Genomic DNA, 20,514 nt, shown 5'->3' with positions numbered 1-20,514 from the left:
ATAAGTTGAAGTACATTATATTAAAAGTTAAATAACGAAAAACGTTGATAGAGAAGAGTAGCTTACAAAATCGCCATATAGGGAGAGAATGCCGTAGACTGAAAGCATTCTTATGGTAGACGGAAGTGAATTCACCTCTGGAGTTGACGCCAGGACCATGTATATGTAAAGGCGTTCCGGTCAGAATTGATCGTTATAACTAATGAGTGGGCAGACATGTTCTGTCAATTTAGGGTGGTACCGCGAATTTACCTCGTCCCTTTTTGGGAGCGAGGTTTTTTTATTTTTAAAATTAGGAGGGTTCCAAATGGAAGCACGTTTAAAAGAGCTAAAGCAAAAAGCGTTAGAGCTTATTGAAGAAGCGAAAGAGCTAAAAGGCTTAAACGACGTACGCGTAGCGTATTTAGGAAAAAAAGGCCCAATTACAGAAGTATTACGCGGCATGGGAAAATTATCAGCAGAAGAGCGTCCACGTATGGGAGCACTAGTAAATGAAGTACGTGAAGCGATTCAAACGCGTCTAGACGACAAAATCAGCAACTTAGAAAAAGCAGTAATTGAAGCGAAATTAGCAACTGAAACAATTGATGTTACATTGCCAGGTCGTCCTGTTGAAACAGGTTGTCACCATCCGTTAACAGCTGTTGTTGAACAAATTGAAGATGTATTCATCGGTATGGGTTATGAAGTAGCGGAAGGAACAGAAGTAGAAAAAGACTACTACAACTTCGAAGCATTAAACTTACCGAAAGATCACCCAGCACGTGATATGCAAGATACATTCTACATTACAGAAGAAACGTTACTACGTACACATACATCTTCTGTGCAAGCACGTACGATGGAAAATAATAAAGAAAAAGGCCCAATTAAAATTATTTGTCCTGGTAAAGTGTATCGCCGTGATGACGATGATGCGACGCATTCACACCAGTTCATGCAAATTGAAGGTCTTGTAATTGATAAAAACATTCGCATGAGTGACTTAAAAGGTACACTGCAAGTATTCGTGAAAAAGATGTTCGGTGAAGATCGTGAAATCCGTCTTCGTCCAAGTTTCTTCCCATTCACAGAGCCATCTGTAGAGATGGATATTTCTTGTATGATGTGTCATGGCAAAGGTTGCGGCACTTGTAAAGGAACTGGTTGGATTGAAATTTTAGGCGCAGGTATGGTTCACCCGAACGTACTTGAAATGGCTGGTTATGATTCAAAAGAATATCAAGGTTTCGCATTCGGTATGGGCGCAGAGCGTATCGCAATGTTGAAATACGGCGTAGATGACATTCGTCATTTCTATACAAATGATGTACGTTTCTTACAACAATTCAAACGAGCGTAAGGGAAGGAGAGGATAAGTATGTTCGTATCATATCGTTGGTTACAAGAGTATGTAGATATTAAAGATGTAACGGCACAAGAACTAGCAGACAAAATTACGAAAAGTGGTATTGAAGTAGAAGGTGTTGAAGTATTAAATAAAGGTGTAAAAGGTGTTGTAGTTGGTCACGTATTAGAATGTGAAAAACACCCAGAAGCTGATAAGTTAAGCAAATGCTTAATCGATATTGGTGAAGAAGAGCCAGTTCAAATTATTTGTGGTGCTGCTAACATTGCAAAAGGTTTAAAAGTACCAGTTGCAAAAGTTGGCGCTGTACTTCCTGGTAATTTCAAAATCAAAAAAGCAAAACTACGTGGTGAAGCTTCTCACGGTATGGTTTGTGCTCTTCAAGAGCTTGGCATTGATGGAAAGTTAGTTTCAAAAGAATATGCAGATGGTATCTTCATCTTCCCAAGTGACGCTGAAGTTGGTGCAGATGCACTTGAAATTTTAAACTTACATGATGAAGTACTTGAGCTTGGTTTAACACCAAACCGTGCAGATTGCTTAAACATGTTAGGTGTTGCATATGAAGTAGCTGCTATTTACGGCCGTGAAGTAAAACTTCCAGCTATCGACTTACAAGAAACAGCAGAAAAAACTGCTGATTACATTTCTGTAAGTGTAGAAGCGAAAGAAGAAAATCCATTATACATTGCAAAAATGGTGAAGAACGTAAAAATTGGTCCATCACCAATGTGGATGCAAACTCGACTTATGGCAGCTGGCATTCGTCCAATTAGCAACGTAGTTGATATTACAAACTACATTCTAATGGAATACGGTCAACCGTTACATGCATTCGATTACGATAAATTAGGTTCAAAAGAAATCGTTGTTCGTCTTGCAAAAGAAGGCGAAAAAATTGAAACGTTAGATGATCAAGAACGTACATTACAAAGCCACCACCTTGTCATTACAAACGGCACAAAAGCTTTAGCTGTTGCTGGTGTAATGGGCGGAGCGGATTCTGAAGTTACAAATGAGACAGTAAACGTTTTAATTGAGTCTGCATACTTTGCAGGTCAAACAGTGCGTCGTACATCAAAAGACTTAGGTCTTCGTAGTGAATCAAGTGCACGTTTCGAAAAAGGAATCGACCCAACACGTACATTTGAAGCAATTCAACACGCAGCTGCTTTAATGGCGAAATACGCTGGCGGAGAAGCACTTGAAGGTGTAGTAGAAGCTGATAACTTACAAGTACAAGAGCGTACAGTATCTGTTACTGCTGAAAAAGTAAACCGTGTATTAGGTACGAATATTTCTGCAAGTGAAATGGGTACAATGTTTACAAACTTAAAATTCCCATTCACAGAAGTAGAAGGAACATTCCACGTGAATGTACCAGCACGTCGTCCTGATATTACAATTTCAGAAGACTTAGTAGAAGAAGTGGGCCGTCTATACGGTTATGATCACATTCCAGTTACATTACCTTCTGGAACGATGACACGTGGTAAATTAACAGCAGCGCAAACGAAACGTCGTAAAGTACGTCGCTTCTTAGAAGGTGCTGGTTTATATGAAGCAATCACGTATTCATTAACAAGCGCTGACAAAGCGAAACAATATATGGTGGAGCCAAACGAAAAAGCGCCTGTAGCTCTTGCACTTCCAATGAGTGAAGAACGCAGCCAACTTCGTTTAAGCTTAGTGCCACAATTGTTAGAAGCAGTTTCATACAACGTTGCACGTAAAAACGACAGCGTTGCTTTATACGAAGTAGGTTCTATCTTCTTACCGACAGAAGAAGGAGAACTTCCGAAAGAAGAACAACATCTTGCAGGTGTTATGACAGGTCTTGCTCTTCACCATGCATGGCAAGGTGAAAAGAAGGTTGTAGACTTCTTCGTTGTGAAAGGTGTACTAGAAGGACTATTCGACGTACTTGGTGTTTCAAACCAAATCACATATGCACCAGCAAAACGTGAAGGTATGCACCCAGGTCGTACAGCTGACATCGTATTAGATGGCGAAGTAATTGGTTTCATCGGTCAATTGCACCCAGAAGCAGAAAAACAATTAGATGTGAAAAATACATTCGTATTCGAACTATCTCTTGTAAAAGTATTTGGTGCAGACGCAGAAGAAACTTACTACGCAGCAATTCCACGTTTCCCATCTATGACACGTGACATGGCTGTTGTCGTAACGAAAGAAACAAAAGCTGGCGAAATGAAGCAAGTTATTGCTGAAGCTGGTGGAGAACTTCTGAAAGACGTAACATTATTCGACTTATACGAAGGTGAAAAAATGGAAGAAGGCAAGAAATCACTTGCATTCTCTATGACTTACTTCGATGCAGAACGTACGTTAACAGACGAAGAAGTAACAGAAGCACATAACCGTGTATTAACAACGGTAGAAGAGAAATTTGGTGCGGAGTTACGTAAGTAATTTTTAAATAAAAAGGTTGAGTACCCATTGAAGGGGACTCAACCTTTTTATTTTTTATTACATTGTATCTGTTTTTCGTTCTGTAAATACTTCGGTAGCAACCGTTAAAATGGTATTTAATGCTACAGGAAATCCGGCATATATAATCATCTGCATCATTACTTCAATGATTTCTTCTTCTGTCCATCCGACGTTTAAAGCTCCGTTTATATAAAATTTCAGTTGTTCAGCATTGCCTAAAGCTGTTAATCCAGCAACGGTCGCAAGTAATCGGGATTTCAAGTCGAGACCTGGTCTGGCAAAAATTTGACCGTAGTTAAACTCGACAGCTAATGTTCCTAAATCAGGTGCAACAGAATCTGCAAGGTTATTTACGATCTTTTGGTAATGTTCAGGAGCGATTTTTGCTAAAATTTTCATTCCTTTTTCATAATTCACACTAGGATTTTTCATTACATACATCTTCCTTTCTAGTATAGTGAGGCACCTTTATAAATGAGATTAGTGTAATACTTATCATGGAAATTCCAAGAATACATACTCCGGTCCACTGCCATTTGCTCCAGACGAGCAGTCCGAAGTAAGAGCCTATAGACCCACCGAGAAATGTTGCCACCATGTATATGCCGTTCAAACTACTTCGTTTCTCAGGATGTAATTGGAAAAGGTGTGCTTGACAAGCTACTTGATTTGCTTGAGTGCCAGCTGTAAGTAAAAGAGCCCCTACAATGAGTTCTGGTAACCAGTACCCTGAAAACAAAAATAGTAAAAAAGAAAAAAATGAAATAGACGTACATAAAGCGTTCGCAAATATGGCTCCTTTTTTATCTATAATGCGCCCGATAATAGGTGTTGCAAATGCTCCTACTATTCCTACTAAACCGATTAATCCAACAGTAGAGCTTCCGTAATGATAAGGATGTGTGGTTAATAAGAAAATAAGTGTAGTCCAAAAAACACTGAAAGCTCCAAATACCATCCCTTGACTTAAACAAGCCTTTCGTAACATTTTCTCTTGCAACAAGAGTGGAATGAAAGAAAAGAGAAGCTTTTTATATTGCATGTGATGAGTCTTATCTCCTTTAGGGAAATACATTTTCACTAATAATATAAGAATGAAAGTACTTATGAAAAAAATCCCATAAACAGTTCGCCATCCGAAGTGAATATCAATGAATCCGCTAATTAATCGAGCTCCTAAAATGCCACAAACTAGACCGATAGATACATTTCCTAAAATTTGGCCTCTATTTTGATCAGTGGCGTATTGAGAGACGAAAGGGATTACAATCTGGGGGATGATTGTAACAAATCCAAGAATAAAATTAGCTACAATTAGCCAAGTCATATCTGTTGAGAAAGCGGCTAAAGCTAAGTTAATACAAATGAGAGACAATAAAATTAAAATTAATTTTTTTCTCTCAAGTATATCCCCTAAAGGAACTATAAAGAGATTTCCTAATGCATATCCGACTTGGGTTACGGTAGCAACAATACCGATTCTAGTTTCTGAAACATGAAAAGTATGGGCTATGCTTACTAAAAGGGTTTGATTTATATACACGTTTGCTACTGTAAAACCACATATTACCGCCATAAATAAAACAAATCGCTGTGTTAGTTCAAAAGAATGTGTTTCTATATTTTTTATTATCATAAAATTCACCTCCTTTACTTATTAAGATAAAGGTAGGTTTATAATGAAAATAGGAGTGTATTTATACTGGTATAAAAACTACCACTAATAAAGGGGAATATTATATGTTAAGCGATGCAGATAGAAGGAAGGAACTAGCAGATTTTTTGAAAAGCCGCCGCGCTAGGTTGACTCCTGAGCAATTTAATTTACCAATTGGTCAGCGAAGAAAAACAAAAGGATTAAGACGAGAAGAAGTTGCACAATTAGCGGGAATTGGATTGACATGGTATACATGGTTAGAACAAGGGCGTGATATCCAAGTTTCTCAAGAAGTTATAGAGTCAATTTCTCGTGTATTTCGGTTGGAGGGAGAAGAAAGAAACCATTTGATTTTATTGGCAAATCTTTCACTACCTTCTCAAATAAGGAAGCCGATTGCTGGACATATAAATGGGGTTTTAGAGGGATTACTAGATCAATTACAATTATGTCCTGCTTATGTAATCGATGAAAAACTTAACATTGTTCATTGGAATAAGGCTGCCAGCGTTGTATTTGGTGATTTTGGTGAAATGGATGAGAGAAATCGAAATGCGGTGTGGCGTTGTTTTACATCAAAAGAATACCGTAAACTATTTGAAAACTGGGAAAATCATGCACAGCGTTTAATTGCACAGTTCCGCGCTACATATACACAATTTATTGGGGACGAGTGGTTTAAAAATGTGATTGAGGAACTTACGGAAAGAAGTAGTGAATTTCGTAAGTGGTGGTCAAATCATGAAGTGCAAGGAACACCTATTGGTCGGAAAGTACTTTTACATCCTGCCGTAGGAACGTTAGTTATGGATCATGTTACACTCCAGGTTTATGATGCACCTGAATTAAAGCTTACAATTTATCAGCCACGTACAGAGGAAGATACAGAAATGAAGATGAAAGAATTATTAAAAGTAAATTAGAATAATACGGTAGAGAATTAATCTCTCATGGAAATCGTTTAAATATATGTTGTTGAAAAAAGAAAAATACTGATATATTTTCCGACATCTTGCATCTTTCTCTCGAATGTAGTACATTAATTTTAGTTTAACAAAATGAAAGACGATGATAAGGAAAAGTAGTATATACTATAATCCAAAGCGAGTCAGGGACGGTGAGAGCCTGATGAGGCGGTATATGTGAAGAACACCTTGGAGTTGCTAACCGAAATTGAATCTTGTATTCAAGAGTAGACTTAGACGGGAATCCGGCCTGTTACAAACCGGGAAGTATGTATTACATACGAGTTAAAGTTGGTCTTTATGACAAATTGGGTGGTACCGCGAAGTTTAACCTTTCGTCCCTTTATGGATGAAAGGTTTTTTTGTATTTAAATATATCAGCAAAGGAGAATTTCACTATGGAAAACACATTAGTAAAAAGTCTGTATAGAGATACAGATAAATACGCAGGTCAAACAGTACAAGTATCAGGGTGGATTCGTAACTTACGTGATTCAAAAGCATTTGGCTTCATCGAATTAAACGACGGTAGCTTCTTCAAAAGCGTTCAAATCGTTTTCGATACAGAATTAGATAACTTCAAAGAAATTGCAAAACTTCCACTTAGCTCTTCAGTCAAAGTAGAAGGTAAAGTAATTGTAACGCCTGGAGCGAAACAACCATTTGAAATTAAAGCAGAAAAAATTGATATTGAGGGCTTATCAGATTCTGATTACCCACTTCAAAAGAAACGTCATACGTTTGAATACTTACGTACAATTGCTCACTTACGTCCAAGAACAAATGCATTCTCTGCAACGTTCCGCGTACGTTCTATCGCAGCATTTGCGATTCACCAATTCTTCCAAGAGCGTGGATTTGTACATGTTCATACACCTATCATTACTGGTAGTGATACAGAAGGTGCGGGCGAAATGTTCCGCGTAACAACGCAAGATTTAAACAACGTACCAAAAGGCGAAGACGGACAAGTTGATGAAACAAAAGACTTCTTCGGCAAAGAAACAAACTTAACAGTAAGTGGACAGCTGAACGCTGAAGCTTATGCATTAGCATTCCGTGATGTATACACATTCGGACCTACATTCCGTGCAGAAAACTCAAACACAACTCGCCACGCTGCTGAATTCTGGATGGTTGAGCCTGAGATTGCATTCGCTGAACTAGGTGACGTAATGAACCTTACAGAAGATATGCTGAAATATGCAATGAAATACGTATTAGAGCATGCACCAGAAGAAATGGAATTCTTCAACAGCTTCGTTGATAAAACAGTTCTAGAGCGTATGAACAACGTAATTAACTCTGACTTCGGTCGCATCACTTATACAGAAGCAATTAAAGTACTTCAAGAATCAGGTGCTGACTTCAAATACCCAGTAGAATGGGGTATTGACTTACAAACAGAGCACGAAAGATACTTATCAGAAGAAATCTTCAAACGCCCTGTATTCGTAACTGACTATCCGAAAGACATTAAAGCATTCTACATGCGCTTAAATGACGACGGTAAAACAGTAGCTGCTACTGACCTTCTAGTTCCTGGCATCGGCGAATTAATCGGTGGAAGTCAACGTGAAGAAAGAATGGATGTTTTAGTAGACAGAATTAAAGAATTAGGTATGAACGAAGAGGACTACTGGTGGTACTTAGAACTTAGAAAATACGGCGGTACAAAACACGCTGGATTCGGTCTAGGTTTCGAGCGCTTCCTAATGTACATCACTGGCATGGCTAACATCCGTGACGTAATTCCATTCCCAAGAACTCCAGGTTCTTCTGAATTCTAAAATATGAAAAAAGCGAGAGGATTTCCTCTCGCTTTTTATTTTGCATAGTTTATTCTCCCGTAGCAAAAATTAACGCGAAGGGGTGAATATAAATGAGTAAAAAAGTGAAAAAAGATCATTCAAGATCGGGCCTAGGTTCTCCAGAAGTAGAAGGACAAGGAACGACGACACATGAAACAGGTTCTCATAAAGTACCTTCATCTAATAAGAAGCAGAAACGAAGCTAACATAAAAAAGGAGAGTCTTGGCGGCTCTCCTTTTTTGTATGTATTACATCTTTTTATCATGAATCTCTTTTGTAATAGTATCTACATCTTTGTCTAAGCGATCTAAATAGAAAAACCACAGTAAGCTCATAAATACGTAATAGATAGCCATTACACCAAGATTATCAGATATATTTTCAAATGTAGATTTAGTAGTGAAAAAAGCTCCCCAAATGGTAGAAATAGTGAGGTAAGAAAGAGGACCTACGATGTGTACGAAAGCATATAGTACCTTTTTAACTTTTACAGCGTTCAGCTGAAAAACCTCCTTTTTCTAATCATACATTCAAGTTCCTCACAGAAGTGTTGGAGTTTTGCTGGATTATGTATTAACGAGCGAGCATCGTGTTTTCCGATAAATCTTCGAATCCGAAAGTTTAATAAGAAAGATCGGCCATAGCGCTCTATTAAATCGTTGAACGCTCGTTGTTCACTTAGTAGCTGAATGTTTTCCCTAATTTCAAACTGTCTTTCGTGTGGATTACCTAGTAAAATATTTAGAATCATTTGTATAAGAAGCAATGGGGATTTCCTCCTATGTTAGAATAATCTATATATTATAATTATAACAAAACTATAAGGATAATAGTAGGGTGAAACAAAAAACAGGAGTTTGTAGGCTCCTGTTTTTGTCGATACTATTTTAGTAAGCGAAACGCCTTCTCTGTATTAGCAAAATGCAGTTTCACAAACTCAGGTAATCGTTCTTTACCAAGCTTTTGAATTAATTTAGCAGCGGCGATATCAACTTGTTTACCAGCACCTTTTGGAAGCGGCATACCAGCTTTTTTGCTTAGTTCGTTAAATTGTTTGACGAATGAGTAGCGAGCTAAAATAGAAGCAGCGGCTACTGCTAAATGGACGCTTTCACCTTTCGTAGCGAAATAAACATTTTCACGCTGTACCTGCTTTTGTTTTGCTAAATATTTGTAGTATGTATCAGGTTGTGTGAATTGGTCGATTAAGACGCCTTCAGGTTTTGTAGGTGCCATTTTAGCTAATAAGTTTGTAATAGCTTTATTGTGTAGTAAAGCTTTTAACTTACCTTGGTTGTTTCCTTTATCAAATAGCTCGTTATATTTTTCGTTATGAAGGACAAGAGAGCTGTAAGGAACAACGTGAAGAAGTTGTTTCGCAATGGCAGTAATTTGATCGTCATTTAAATTTTTAGAGTCTTTTACACCAAGTTCTTTTAGTAGTGGAATTTGCTTCGCATCCACATATACAGCAACTACTGTCATCGGTCCGAAGAAATCACCAGTACCAACTTCATCTGATCCTACAATCGACATTGTACCGATGGAAGCAGGCGGTGCATAACGGTGTGAATCAACAGATTTTTTTACAGCTGTTTTCGGTGCTTGGGAGACAGTTTGCCAACGGGCAGCTTCTGCCTCAGCACGTCCACCTTGGAACATTACTTTTCCAGATTTATACGCTGTAATTGTGCAAGATGGCACTTTTGCCATGAAGATTCCGCCTTGTGGAGTTTTCGGGCTAAGCGAATGTTTATATTGTTGTTTCATGTCCTCAATTACTGTAGAATTTGTTTGAATTACGATAGAATTTGACATAATGGTCACCCCTTTTTTTATATTGTTATTTTTATCATATCGGATTGTTCTTTCTGTTTCCATATTATGAAGGTTCATGGTATGATAAACTTTAGGATTCTGTACGTGATTGGAGGCCGGTGAGTTGTCACAACAAAAGGGAAAGAAAAGTCGAATTAATGTAGAAATCTATGGTCAGCAATATTCAGTTGTTGGCGATGAAAGTACAAGTCATATCCGCATGGTAGCAGCGATTGTGGATGATAAAATGCGCGAACTCAATGCCAAGAATCCTTCGCTTGACACGAGTAGACTAGCGGTATTGACGGCGGTAAACGTCATACACGATTACATAAAATTAAAAGAAGAACATGAGAAATTGAAAGAAAGTATGACAAAAAAAGGAATGGAATAACATGATTGATATTATTATCATTTTACTGCTTGTTATGGGATTTTTCCTCGGCTTACGCAGAGGGTTTATTCTGCAACTTGTAAAGTTAACAAGCTTTATTATCGCATACCTTGTTGCATACTGGTACTGTAAAGATTTAGCGCCAGCACTTGCGAAATTTATTCCGTATCCATTTGATAAAAACGTATCTGTTCCAGAATGGATTGATGCAAATAATATTGAGACAGTATTTTATCAAGCGCTTGCGTTTATCATATTGTTTATTATCACAAAAATTGCACTTTCATTACTTGGTAATTTGTTAAATATGTTTGCAGAAATACCGGTTTTAAAGCAAGTAAATGCGTTTGCGGGGGCGATCCTCGGATTTTTAGAAGTATATATTATTTTGTTTGTCTTAATTATCATTGGAAACATTCTTCCGATTGAACAATTACAAACACCATTACAACAATCATCAATTAGCAAAATAATTGTAGACGATACACCGATTCTATCTGAAAAGGTGAAGGAACTATGGCAGACAGGTAGCAGAGTATAACTTCTCTTTTTTCGGAAAGAGAAGTTTTTTTCTATGAAAGAAAGGCGGGACAATGATGAAAGTAAATAAAAAACAAGTGATTAAATTATTAGAGACAATCGGGCTTTTTATGGAACTAAAGGGCGCGAATCCATTTAAAATATCTGCATTTCGTAAAGCGGCAGCAGCATTAGAAAGTGATGATCGTAGTCTTTCTGAGATTGAAGATTTCACGAAGATTCCGGGCATTGGAAAAGGAACAGCGGCAGTTATTCAAGAATATATAGAATCGGGAACATCTGAAGTATTACAAGAGCTTGAACAAGAAGTGCCAAGTAGCTTATTACCGTTATTAAAATTGCCAGGCCTTGGTGGTAAAAAGGTAGCTAAGTTATATAAAGAACTTGGTGTTGTTGATATGGAATCGCTAAAAGCGGTTTGTGAGGAAAATAAAGTACAAGCTTTAGCAGGTTTCGGTAAGAAGACAGAAGAGAAAATATTAGAAGCAATCGATCAAGTAGGATCTCGTCCGGAGCGTTTACCAATCGCGATGGTATTGCCTATTGCCGGGGAAATAGAGGAGAAATTGTCGAATATTGCTGAAGTAATTCGCTTCTCGCGTGCTGGTAGTTTGCGCCGCGTTCGTGAAACAGTGAAGGATTTAGACTTCATTATTGCAACGACAGAGCCAGCTGCAGTACGTGAGCATTTACTACAATTTGATAATATGATTGAAGTAATCGCGAGCGGAGATACGAAAGTTTCTGTCCGTCTTCAATATGAATATGATATTTCGATTGATTTCCGTCTAGTAAAACCAGAAGAGTTTATTACAACTCTTCACCATTTCACAGGATCAAAAGACCATAACGTAAAAATGCGTCAAATCGCAAAAGATAAAGGCGAGAAAATTAGTGAGTACGGTGTAGAGAACTTGGAAACAGGTGAAGTGAAAACATTTGAGACGGAAGAAGAATTCTTTGCTCATTTCGGTCTTCCATTTATTCCGCCAGAAGTGCGTGAAGATGGAAAAGAAATTGAATTAATTAAAGAGTATCCAAACTTAATTCAATTCTCTGATATACAAGGTGATTTACATATGCATACAACATGGAGTGACGGCGCTTTTTCAATTGAAGAGATGGTACAAGCGTGCCGTGCTCGTGGATATAAGTTTATGGCAATTACTGATCACTCACAATATTTGAAAGTAGCGAACGGTTTAACGAAAGAGCGCCTTCGTGAGCAAGCGAAAGAAATTGAGCGTATGAACGAAAAGTATCCAGACATTACAATTTTACGCGGAATTGAAATGGATATTTTACCAGATGCCTCGCTTGATTTTGATGATGAAGTATTAGCAGAATTAGATTATGTAATTGGAGCAATTCACTCTAGCTTCTCACAAGACCGTGAAACAATCATGAAACGTCTTCGTGCTGCGCTAGAGAATAAGCATGTCACAATGATTGCTCATCCGACAGGACGTCTTCTTGGACGCCGTGAAGGTTATGATGTAGATACAGACTTATTAATCGAACTCGCAAAAGAAACAAATACAGTTTTAGAATTAAATGCGAATCCAAACCGTCTAGATTTAAGCGCGAAATTATTAAAACAAGCACAAGATGCTGGTGTAAAAGTAGCGATTAATACGGATGCTCATACACTTGAAATGTTAGAAGATATGGAAACAGGTGTAGCGGCAGCGCGTAAAGGTTGGATTCAAAAAGATAACGTGATTAACACGTGGGATATTGAACGTTTATTAGACTATATTAAACGTAATAAGTAACACAAGGGGGACCTGCAACATGTTAGAAAGAACGTTGCGTGTATTAGAATACAATAAAGTAAAAGAACAATTACTTGAACATACAGCATCTTCACTTGGTCGTGACAAAGTGAAGCATTTAGTGCCAAGCACTGATTTTGAAGAAATTGTAGAAATGCAAGATACAACGGATGAAGCAGCGAAAGTCATTCGTTTAAAAGGTAGTGCACCATTAGGTGGCATTACGGATATTCGCTCAAATGTGAAGCGTGCAAAGATTGGAAGTATGTTAAGTCCAAATGAACTACTTGATATTGCCAATACGATGTATGGTAGTCGCAACATGAAACGTTTCATTGAAGATATGGTTGATAATGGCGTCGAGCTTCCCATTTTAGAAACTCATGTCGCTCAAATTGTATCTTTATATGATTTAGAAAAGAAAATCACAAATTGTATCGGTGATGGCGGTGAGGTAGTCGATAGCGCAAGTGATAAACTGCGTGGTATTCGTACTCAAATTCGTACTGCGGAAAGCCGTATTCGTGAAAAGTTAGAAAATATGACGCGTTCTTCAAACGCGCAAAAGATGCTGTCTGACTCAATTGTAACGATTCGTAACGAACGTTACGTAATCCCAGTGAAACAAGAATATCGCGGCGTATATGGCGGTATTGTCCACGATCAATCAGCTTCTGGACAAACGTTATTTATTGAACCTCAAGTCATTGTAGAATTAAATAACTCGCTTCAAGAAGCACGTGTGAAAGAAAAACAAGAAATCGAACGCATCTTATTGATGTTAACAGAAGAAGTGGCAGTAGAAGCGGATATCGTTTTATCAAACGTAGAGGTAGTTGCAAATCTTGATTTCATCTTTGCGAAAGCTTTCTATGCGAAGCGTATTAAAGCAACGAAACCAATCGTAAACAACGAGCGTTACATGGATTTAAGACAAGCACGTCATCCGCTTATCGATCCAGAAATTATCGTGCCAAATAACATTATGTTAGGGAAAGATTTCACGACAATTGTTATTACAGGACCGAATACAGGTGGTAAAACAGTTACGCTGAAAACAGTTGGTATTTGTGTATTAATGGCGCAATCTGGCCTTCACATTCCAGTAATGGATGAGTCAGAGATTTGTGTATTCAAAAATATCTTTGCTGATATCGGTGATGAGCAATCGATTGAACAAAGTTTAAGTACGTTCTCCTCACATATGGTGAACATTGTTGATATTTTAGAAAAAGCTGATTTTGAAAGCTTAGTTTTATTCGATGAATTAGGTGCCGGAACAGACCCGCAAGAAGGGGCTGCACTAGCAATTTCGATTTTAGATGAAGTATGTAATCGTGGCGCTCGCGTTGTTGCAACGACGCATTACCCAGAATTAAAAGCATACGGATATAACCGTGAGCAAGTTATTAATGCGAGCGTTGAGTTTGATGTGAACACGTTAAGCCCAACGTATAAATTATTAATTGGTGTACCAGGACGTAGTAATGCCTTCGAAATTTCGAAACGTCTTGGGTTATCTGATCGCGTGATTGAACAAGCGCGAAACCACATTAGTACAGATACAAACAAAATTGAAAATATGATTGCGAAGTTAGAAGAAAGTCAAAAGAACGCAGAGCGTGACTGGAACGAAGCAGAAGCACTTCGCAAGCAATCTGAAAAATTGCATCGCGAATTACAACGTCAAATCATTGAATTTAACGAAGATCGTGATGAACGATTGTTAAAAGCGCAAAAAGAAGGAGAAGAAAAGGTCGAAGCTGCAAAGAAAGAAGCAGAAGGCATTATTCAAGAACTTCGTCAATTGCGTAAAGCACAGCTTGCAAACGTGAAAGATCACGAGCTTATTGAAGCGAAGAGCCGTCTAGAAGGCGCAGCACCAGAGCTTGTGAAGAAACAAAAAGTAAACGTGAAAAATACTGCGCCGAAACAACAGTTACGCGCAGGTGATGAAGTAAAAGTATTAACGTTCGGGCAAAAAGGTCAATTACTTGAAAAAGTAAGCGATACAGAGTGGAGTGTACAAATCGGTATTCTGAAGATGAAAGTAAAAGAATCTAACATGGAATACATTAACACACCGAAACAAACAGAGAAAAAAGCAGTGGCAACAGTAAAAGGTAGAGATTATCACGTTTCATTAGAACTTGACCTTCGTGGTGAACGATTTGAAAATGCAATGGCGCGCGTTGAGAAATACTTAGACGATGCCCAGCTTGCAAGCTATCCTCGCGTATCAATCATTCACGGTAAAGGAACAGGAGCACTTCGTCAAGGTGTTCAAGATTACTTGAAGAAGCATCGCGGTGTGAAAACATTCCGTTACGGTGACATGGGCGAGGGAGGCCTAGGCGTAACAGTTGTCGAATTAAAATAGAAAACAACGAAACAAAGGGGAAACCATTATATGTTTATGGACAAACTTGCAAAAGTATTGTTAGCTTGTTGCGGAATATTTTTGGTGATTGGGGTTATTTATTTAGTTGTTTTTGCGAAGTAAACGAGCGTCAATCGTGGCATAATGATATTGCCATAGATTGACGCTTTTAATATATGTGAAAAGGGAATAAAACATGAAAATCAACCAATACATAAGCGAAGCAAAATCCTGCTCAAGACGCGAAACAGATCGCCTTATTAAAGCTGGACGCGTGGCGATTAACGGTGAAATATGTACGCACGGTGCACTCGTGGGCGATGGTGATGTTGTAACGATTGATGGGCAGGTTATTGCAAAAGAAGAGAAAGAAAAGGTGTATATCGTCTTTCATAAGCCAGTTGGTATTACTTGTACAGCAGCTGATCATATTGAGGATAATATTATTGATTATATTAATTACCCTGAGCGTATCTTTCCTGTTGGACGATTAGATAAAGCGTCAGAAGGCCTTATTTTATTAACGAATGACGGTGCGATTGCAAATCAAATCTTACACGGTGATCATGAGCATGAGAAAGAATATGTTGTCACAGTCGATAAACCTTTTACAGATTGGTTTATTGATGAAATGTCCAGCGGTGTAAAGATTAAAGATGGAATGACGAAGCCGTGCAAAGTGACAAGAGTCGATCAATCAACATTTCGTATCGTTTTAACGCAAGGAATGAACAGGCAAATTCGTAGAATGAGCCGAGCTTTCGGGTTTACTGTAACAAAGTTAAAGAGAGAACGCATTATGAATATAGAGCTAGACGATCTTGAAGTGGGAAAGTGGCGAAACATTACAGATGGGGAATTAGAAATATTAATAGGGCAGCTATAGGGAGGAAAAATTTTCTCCCTATATTTTTTTGTCAGAAAAAATAAAACTATTGATTTTTTAAAAAATAGCCCATATAATAAAAAACAACAAGTTTCGACAAGATATTTTATAAAAGTAATGATGAGGACATGAGTTGTTTTTTACGATTCTCAGAGAGGGAGGCCTTAGGCTGTGAGCTTCCTAATACGAAAAGACAGACTTACCACCTCTAAACTTCAAGAGTGAACTGCATGATGCATTGTAATTCTTGGCGGATAAAACCGTTATCAATTTACACGAGCTATAAAATGAGCTTATTTTGTTATAAATTCATTTTATTAGAATAAGGGTGGAACCACGATTTCAACACTCGTCCCTTTGTTAGGGACGAGTGTTTTTTGCGTTCTTTTACGGGGAAGTATGCTTGAAAGAGGATATGTGACGGATTTTAATTCAGAATATTTTGTTAATTTATAATTATTTAGGAGGTTAGTAGAAATGAAACCATCTTTAAAGTTTTCTGAGATGCTTGCAATAAGTTTAATGTTATTTGCACTATTTTTCGGTGCAGGTAATATGATTTTTCCACCAGCATTAGGACAAGGCGCTGGAACAGATGTATGGATCGCGCTGTTTGGTTTTGTCGTAACAGGCGTTGGATTGCCTTTATTAGGAGTTATCGTTATAGCTTTAAAGGGAGATATTAATGAGCTAGCAGGGCGTGTACACCCTATATTCGCACTAGTTTTTATTACTGCAATTTATTTATGTTTAGGCGTATTCGTAAGTGTGCCGCGTACAGGAACTGTTGCTTATGAAATGAGTGTTGCACCATTTTTACCAAGTGAGATAGCTGGTCAATCGTATCCACTTGTTATCTTTACATTTATTTTCTTTGCTGTAACTTTCTATTTAGCTTTAAACCCATCAAAATTAGTGGGTCGCATCGGTAAAGTATTAACTCCAATTTTATTAGCTGTTATTGCAATTATTGTAGTGAAAGCACTTATTACACCAATGGGTGAATTTGGTGCACCAACAGAAGCATATAGTGCTCCGCTTTTTAAAGGTTTTATTGACGGATATTTAACTTTAGATGGACTTGCAGCACTTGTATTCGGAAACGTTGTAATTCATGCGTTAAAAGAAAAAGGCATTACAAATAAAAATAGCATTGCAAAAGTAACAATCTTTGCAGGATTTATTGCAGCGCTTGGTCTACTACTTGTGTATTTAGCACTTGCTTATCTTGGAGCTTCTAGTGTGTCACTTGGAATGGGCGCAAACGGAGGAATTATTTTAACAAATGTCGTGAATCATTTATTTGGTAGCTACGGAACTTTATTACTAGGGATCGCAATTACAGCAGCATGTTTAACAACTTCTGTAGGTATTGTTGCAGCTTGTGGTGATTACTTCTCTTCTTTATTACCAAAGCTTTCTTATCAAAAGGTTGTTTTCATTTTCTGCGTATTAGCATTTATGGTAGCGAATCTTGGGTTAACGCAGTTAAATGCATTAGCATTACCGATTTTAATTGCAATTTATCCTATTGGAATCGTACTTATTGTATTATCACTTGTTGAAAACTATATTCGACTTCCTTTAGTCATGTATGTAGGTGGTATTGTAGGAGCATTCATGATTAGTTTCTTTGATGGGTTACACAATGCAAATCTTGAGATTGCAGCATTAACACCAATTTTAAATAAAATTCCATTATATAGTGTAGGGATTGGTTGGTTCGTTCCTGCTTTAGTAGGGATTGTAGTTGGATATGTAATTTCTTTGTTTCAAAAAGAAGAAGTTGCTGTAGAAAAATAGAGAAAAGAGGCTTTCTATGAAAGAAAGCCTCTTTTTTTGTAGGAAAAGCCGTATATAGAGAAATTCAGATATTTAAAATTTTATACGTAATATAGTTGACAAAAAAATTATGAGTAGGCTAAGATTGACTTAGTTGTGGAAATATTGGAAGGAAAGCGAGGAGTGAAAGGGATAAGGTTTTCTATAACGATATCATTTTTGTAGATAGAGGTGATAGAGTAGGAGAATGGGGAGTTTTATTTTTTTGAGTTTTATTGAGAATGATAATCAACAGGATAAATAGGAACTTATGTTAAAATGTGAATCGCTCTTTATAAGGAATAGGGAGGGATATTATTTTTAACATGTATTGAGAATGATAATCAATGATATCTACATTACATAAATAAATTACAAGTAAATAATGGTAGAGGATTATTATTTTTTTTCTTATAAATTGAGAATAATTATCATTTTCAAAAAGTATGGATGATGGATAAACAAGGAGGAAGTAAGCCAAATGAGAAAGATTTCTGTATTACCCGCTTTTATTATAACGTTCGTATGCATGCTAGCTTTTCTTGTCATGCCATATGGGAAAGTTTCAGCACAACTAGCTGACGGTACTTATGATATTAACTATGTCATTCAAAAAGCGGAAAATGATTCAGCTTCAATGGCAAATGACTATTTTGAAAAACCAGCTAAGCTAGTTGTGAAAAATGGTGAGATGAGAGTGCAAATCCCGATGAATCATAGTGCTTGGATTACAGAATTTAAAGCACCTGAGAACGGGAATTTTGTTGATGCAAAAGTTGTTAGTAAAGATGAATCGGCAGATAAAAGAACAGTAGAGTTTAAGGTAGATGACTTATCTAAGCCGGCAGCTGTAAAAATTCATGTTGTTGTACCAAACGTAAATTATGACCATAACTACACGATTCGCTTTGCATTTGATGCAAATGTAAAAGCAGTAGGTGGAGAAAATAAAGCAACTGCTGTAATAAAGAATAACAATCAAACAAAAACAGATACAAAAGTAAAAGAAGAAGTGAAAAAAGAAGAGAGTAAAGAAGCAAATAAAGAGGCGAACAAAGGAACAAATGAAAGTGGTAAAACTGAAAAAACAGATAACCCAAAAACAGGTGATGAAGCACGCATCGGATTATTTGCAGCGTTAATCCTTATTTCAGGAGTTTTCTTAATTCGTAAAGTACGTCAAAACTAAATAAAGGAGCGGTATTCCATTGAATAGATATTTTAAAATTGTTGTTGCGATGTTCTTAATGATATTTACATTCGTATCAACATTACAACCTCTTGCAGTTCAAGCAGCAAGCCAACTAGCTGACGGTGAATATTCAATCGGTTTCAAAGTTCTTAAGGATACATCAGATGAAGAATCTATGATGAATCAATACTCTGTAAGTCCAGGAACTTTAAAAGTGAAGGATGGGAAGAAGAAGGTATCCTTTACGTTAGAACATAGTTCATGGATTACGAAGTTTGAAACAGAAAAAGCAGGTCAGCTTGTTGAGACAAATGTAATTAGTGAAGATAAAGAAAAAGATACAAGAGTAGTAGAATTTGATGTAGAAGATGTAGAGAAGGTATTAAATGCAAAAGTAAAAGTAGATATTGAGTTTTTAAATTATCATCATGAGTACGACGTTCGCATTGCGTTTGATCAAAATAGTATTACACCGATTCATGTGGAACAACCAAATGAAAAAGAGGACCCAGCTAATAAGCCAGATCCAAATGAAAAACCTGATCCAAGTCAGAAGCCCGACCAAAAGCCTGACCCAGATCAACAACCAAATTCTAACACAATTAAAGATGGAGAGTACAGTATTCCATTTAAAGTGTTAAAAAATCAAACAGATGAAGAATCTAAGATGAATAGTTACATGGTAAACCCAGGAGTATTAAAAGTAGAAAACGGTAAGAAAAAAGCAATTGTAACATTAAAAAGTAGCTCATTAATTAAAAATTTTCAAACGGAAAAAGATGGTGTATTTGTTGATGCAAAAGTAGTGATTGAAAATAAAGAAAAAGATATAAGAGTAGTAGAGTTCGAAGTAGCTGATTTATCAAAAAAACTAAATACAAAAGTATTTATTGAGATGGCATCAAGAAATTATAAACAAACGCATGATGTACAACTTTTATTTGAACAAGATAAACTTGAACAAATTAAAAATGAAGAGAAAAAACCAGAAGTAGAAAAACCAGATGAAAATAAAAAACCAGATGCTGAAACAATTAAAGACGGTGAATACAGCATCAATTTCAAAGCTTTAAAAGATCAAACAGAAGAAATTTCAATGATGAACACGTATACAAAGAGTCCAGGTGTGTTAAAGGTAAAAAACGGTAAAAAATATGTATCGTTTACATTAACGAATAGTGCATGGATTACAAAGTTTGAATTTGAGAAAAATGGTGCGTTTATTGATGCAAGTGTATTAAGTGAAGATAAAAAAGCTGATACACGCGTAGTGGAAGTAGAAGTAAACGACTTATCTAAAAAGTTAAATGCAAAAGTGAAAGTAGATATCGATTCAATGAATTATCACCATTTCTACAATATTCAATTTGCATTTGATAAAGATAGCATGAAACCGTTAGACAACCAAGGCGGAAACGACAACCAAGGCGGAAACGACAACCAAGGCGGAAACGACAACCAAGGCGGAAACG

Annotated in this window: 18 protein-coding genes and 3 other annotated features; of the genes, 13 read left to right on the top strand and 5 right to left on the bottom strand. The window is 37.0% G+C overall.

Features of this window, described 5'->3' with window-relative positions; translation table 11 throughout:
- Positions 1-35: 35 nt before the first annotated feature.
- Positions 36-264 (top strand) — a binding site (T-box leader).
- Positions 265-307: 43 nt separating this feature from the next.
- Together pheS and pheT are read left to right on the top strand one after the other, a co-directional pair.
- Positions 308-1,342, top strand: coding sequence for a phenylalanine--tRNA ligase subunit alpha (gene pheS, locus AC0NJG_RS23370; RefSeq protein WP_000388219.1), 1,035 nt, complete (start codon positions 308-310; stop codon positions 1,340-1,342).
- Between the two features lie 18 nt (positions 1,343-1,360).
- Positions 1,361-3,781 (top strand): phenylalanine--tRNA ligase subunit beta, encoded by a 2,421-nt coding sequence (gene pheT / locus AC0NJG_RS23365; RefSeq protein ID WP_429681233.1) that lies wholly within the window; start codon positions 1,361-1,363, stop codon positions 3,779-3,781.
- A 57-nt stretch (positions 3,782-3,838) separates the two neighbouring features.
- On the opposite strand, the gene AC0NJG_RS23360 is transcribed toward pheT, so the two are convergent.
- Together AC0NJG_RS23360 and AC0NJG_RS23355 are read right to left on the bottom strand one after the other, a co-directional pair.
- Positions 3,839-4,234 carry a carboxymuconolactone decarboxylase family protein gene (locus AC0NJG_RS23360; protein WP_087996679.1) on the bottom strand — a complete coding sequence of 132 codons (396 nt, stop codon included), beginning with the start codon at positions 4,232-4,234 and terminating at the stop codon, positions 3,839-3,841.
- A complete protein-coding gene (locus tag AC0NJG_RS23355) occupies positions 4,221-5,438 on the bottom strand; it encodes an MFS transporter (RefSeq protein WP_474063523.1) in 1,218 nt (405 codons plus the stop codon). The genes AC0NJG_RS23360 and AC0NJG_RS23355 overlap by 14 nt, the downstream gene beginning before the upstream one ends.
- A gap of 104 nt (positions 5,439-5,542) precedes the next feature.
- Here AC0NJG_RS23355 and AC0NJG_RS23350 point away from each other — a divergent pair, with 104 nt between their 5' ends.
- The 3 genes from AC0NJG_RS23350 (at position 5,543) to AC0NJG_RS23340 (ending at position 8,441) form a co-directional block, all read left to right on the top strand.
- Positions 5,543-6,382 carry a helix-turn-helix transcriptional regulator gene (locus AC0NJG_RS23350; protein ID WP_474063522.1) on the top strand — a complete coding sequence of 280 codons (840 nt, stop codon included), beginning with the start codon at positions 5,543-5,545 and terminating at the stop codon, positions 6,380-6,382.
- 136 nt (positions 6,383-6,518) lie between these two features.
- Positions 6,519-6,770 (top strand) — a binding site (T-box leader).
- 52 nt (positions 6,771-6,822) lie between these two features.
- On the top strand, positions 6,823-8,214 hold the full coding sequence (gene asnS, locus AC0NJG_RS23345; RefSeq protein WP_097851384.1) for an asparagine--tRNA ligase: 1,392 nt from the start codon (positions 6,823-6,825) through the stop codon (positions 8,212-8,214).
- 92 nt (positions 8,215-8,306) lie between these two features.
- Entirely contained in the window at positions 8,307-8,441 is a 135-nt protein-coding gene (locus AC0NJG_RS23340) for a YuzL family protein (RefSeq protein WP_000039588.1), read from the top strand.
- A 43-nt stretch (positions 8,442-8,484) separates the two neighbouring features.
- On the opposite strand, the gene AC0NJG_RS23335 is transcribed toward AC0NJG_RS23340, so the two are convergent.
- The 3 genes from AC0NJG_RS23335 to rnhC all read right to left on the bottom strand — a co-directional run bounded on the left by AC0NJG_RS23335 (position 8,485) and on the right by rnhC (position 10,054).
- Positions 8,485-8,736, bottom strand: a complete 252-nt coding sequence (locus AC0NJG_RS23335; RefSeq protein WP_000994757.1) for a hypothetical protein — start codon at positions 8,734-8,736, stop codon at positions 8,485-8,487.
- Entirely contained in the window at positions 8,733-9,002 is a 270-nt protein-coding gene (locus AC0NJG_RS23330) for a hypothetical protein (RefSeq protein WP_087954144.1), read from the bottom strand. Before AC0NJG_RS23330 ends, AC0NJG_RS23335 begins: the two co-directional genes overlap by 4 nt.
- A gap of 116 nt (positions 9,003-9,118) precedes the next feature.
- Positions 9,119-10,054: a ribonuclease HIII gene (gene rnhC / locus AC0NJG_RS23325; protein WP_087996685.1), complete on the bottom strand. Its 936-nt coding sequence runs from the start codon at positions 10,052-10,054 to the stop codon at positions 9,119-9,121.
- A gap of 124 nt (positions 10,055-10,178) precedes the next feature.
- On the opposite strand from rnhC, the gene zapA reads away from it, so the two are divergent.
- The 8 genes from zapA to AC0NJG_RS23285 all read left to right on the top strand — a co-directional run.
- Positions 10,179-10,448 (top strand): cell division protein ZapA, encoded by a 270-nt coding sequence (gene zapA, locus AC0NJG_RS23320; protein ID WP_000082701.1) that lies wholly within the window; start codon positions 10,179-10,181, stop codon positions 10,446-10,448.
- Between the two features lies 1 nt (position 10,449).
- The gene (locus AC0NJG_RS23315) at positions 10,450-10,989 is read left to right on the top strand and encodes a CvpA family protein (protein WP_000565408.1); all 540 of its coding nucleotides are present in this window, start codon (positions 10,450-10,452) and stop codon (positions 10,987-10,989) included.
- A 55-nt stretch (positions 10,990-11,044) separates the two neighbouring features.
- Positions 11,045-12,763, top strand: a complete 1,719-nt coding sequence (gene polX / locus AC0NJG_RS23310; RefSeq protein ID WP_000867555.1) for a DNA polymerase/3'-5' exonuclease PolX — start codon at positions 11,045-11,047, stop codon at positions 12,761-12,763.
- A gap of 19 nt (positions 12,764-12,782) precedes the next feature.
- Positions 12,783-15,143, top strand: coding sequence for an endonuclease MutS2 (locus AC0NJG_RS23305; protein ID WP_087954146.1), 2,361 nt, complete (start codon positions 12,783-12,785; stop codon positions 15,141-15,143).
- Between the two features lie 196 nt (positions 15,144-15,339).
- Positions 15,340-16,029 carry a 23S rRNA pseudouridine(2604) synthase RluF gene (locus AC0NJG_RS23300; protein WP_429681236.1) on the top strand — a complete coding sequence of 230 codons (690 nt, stop codon included), beginning with the start codon at positions 15,340-15,342 and terminating at the stop codon, positions 16,027-16,029.
- 108 nt (positions 16,030-16,137) lie between these two features.
- Positions 16,138-16,389 (top strand) — a binding site (T-box leader).
- 117 nt (positions 16,390-16,506) lie between these two features.
- On the top strand, positions 16,507-17,832 hold the full coding sequence (gene brnQ6, locus AC0NJG_RS23295) for a branched-chain amino acid transport system II carrier protein BrnQ6 (RefSeq protein WP_429681237.1): 1,326 nt from the start codon (positions 16,507-16,509) through the stop codon (positions 17,830-17,832).
- 499 nt (positions 17,833-18,331) lie between these two features.
- Positions 18,332-19,039: a heme uptake protein IsdC gene (gene isdC, locus AC0NJG_RS23290; RefSeq protein WP_087954149.1), complete on the top strand. Its 708-nt coding sequence runs from the start codon at positions 18,332-18,334 to the stop codon at positions 19,037-19,039.
- A gap of 19 nt (positions 19,040-19,058) precedes the next feature.
- A partial coding sequence (locus AC0NJG_RS23285) for an NEAT domain-containing protein (RefSeq protein ID WP_474063521.1) occupies positions 19,059-20,514 on the top strand: 1,456 nt, incomplete at its 3' end.

The organism is Bacillus sp. SSR7 (genome assembly GCF_055902415.1).
The sequence above is the reverse complement of the archived record's forward strand: the minus strand, read 5'-3'. Positions and strand labels throughout refer to the sequence as shown.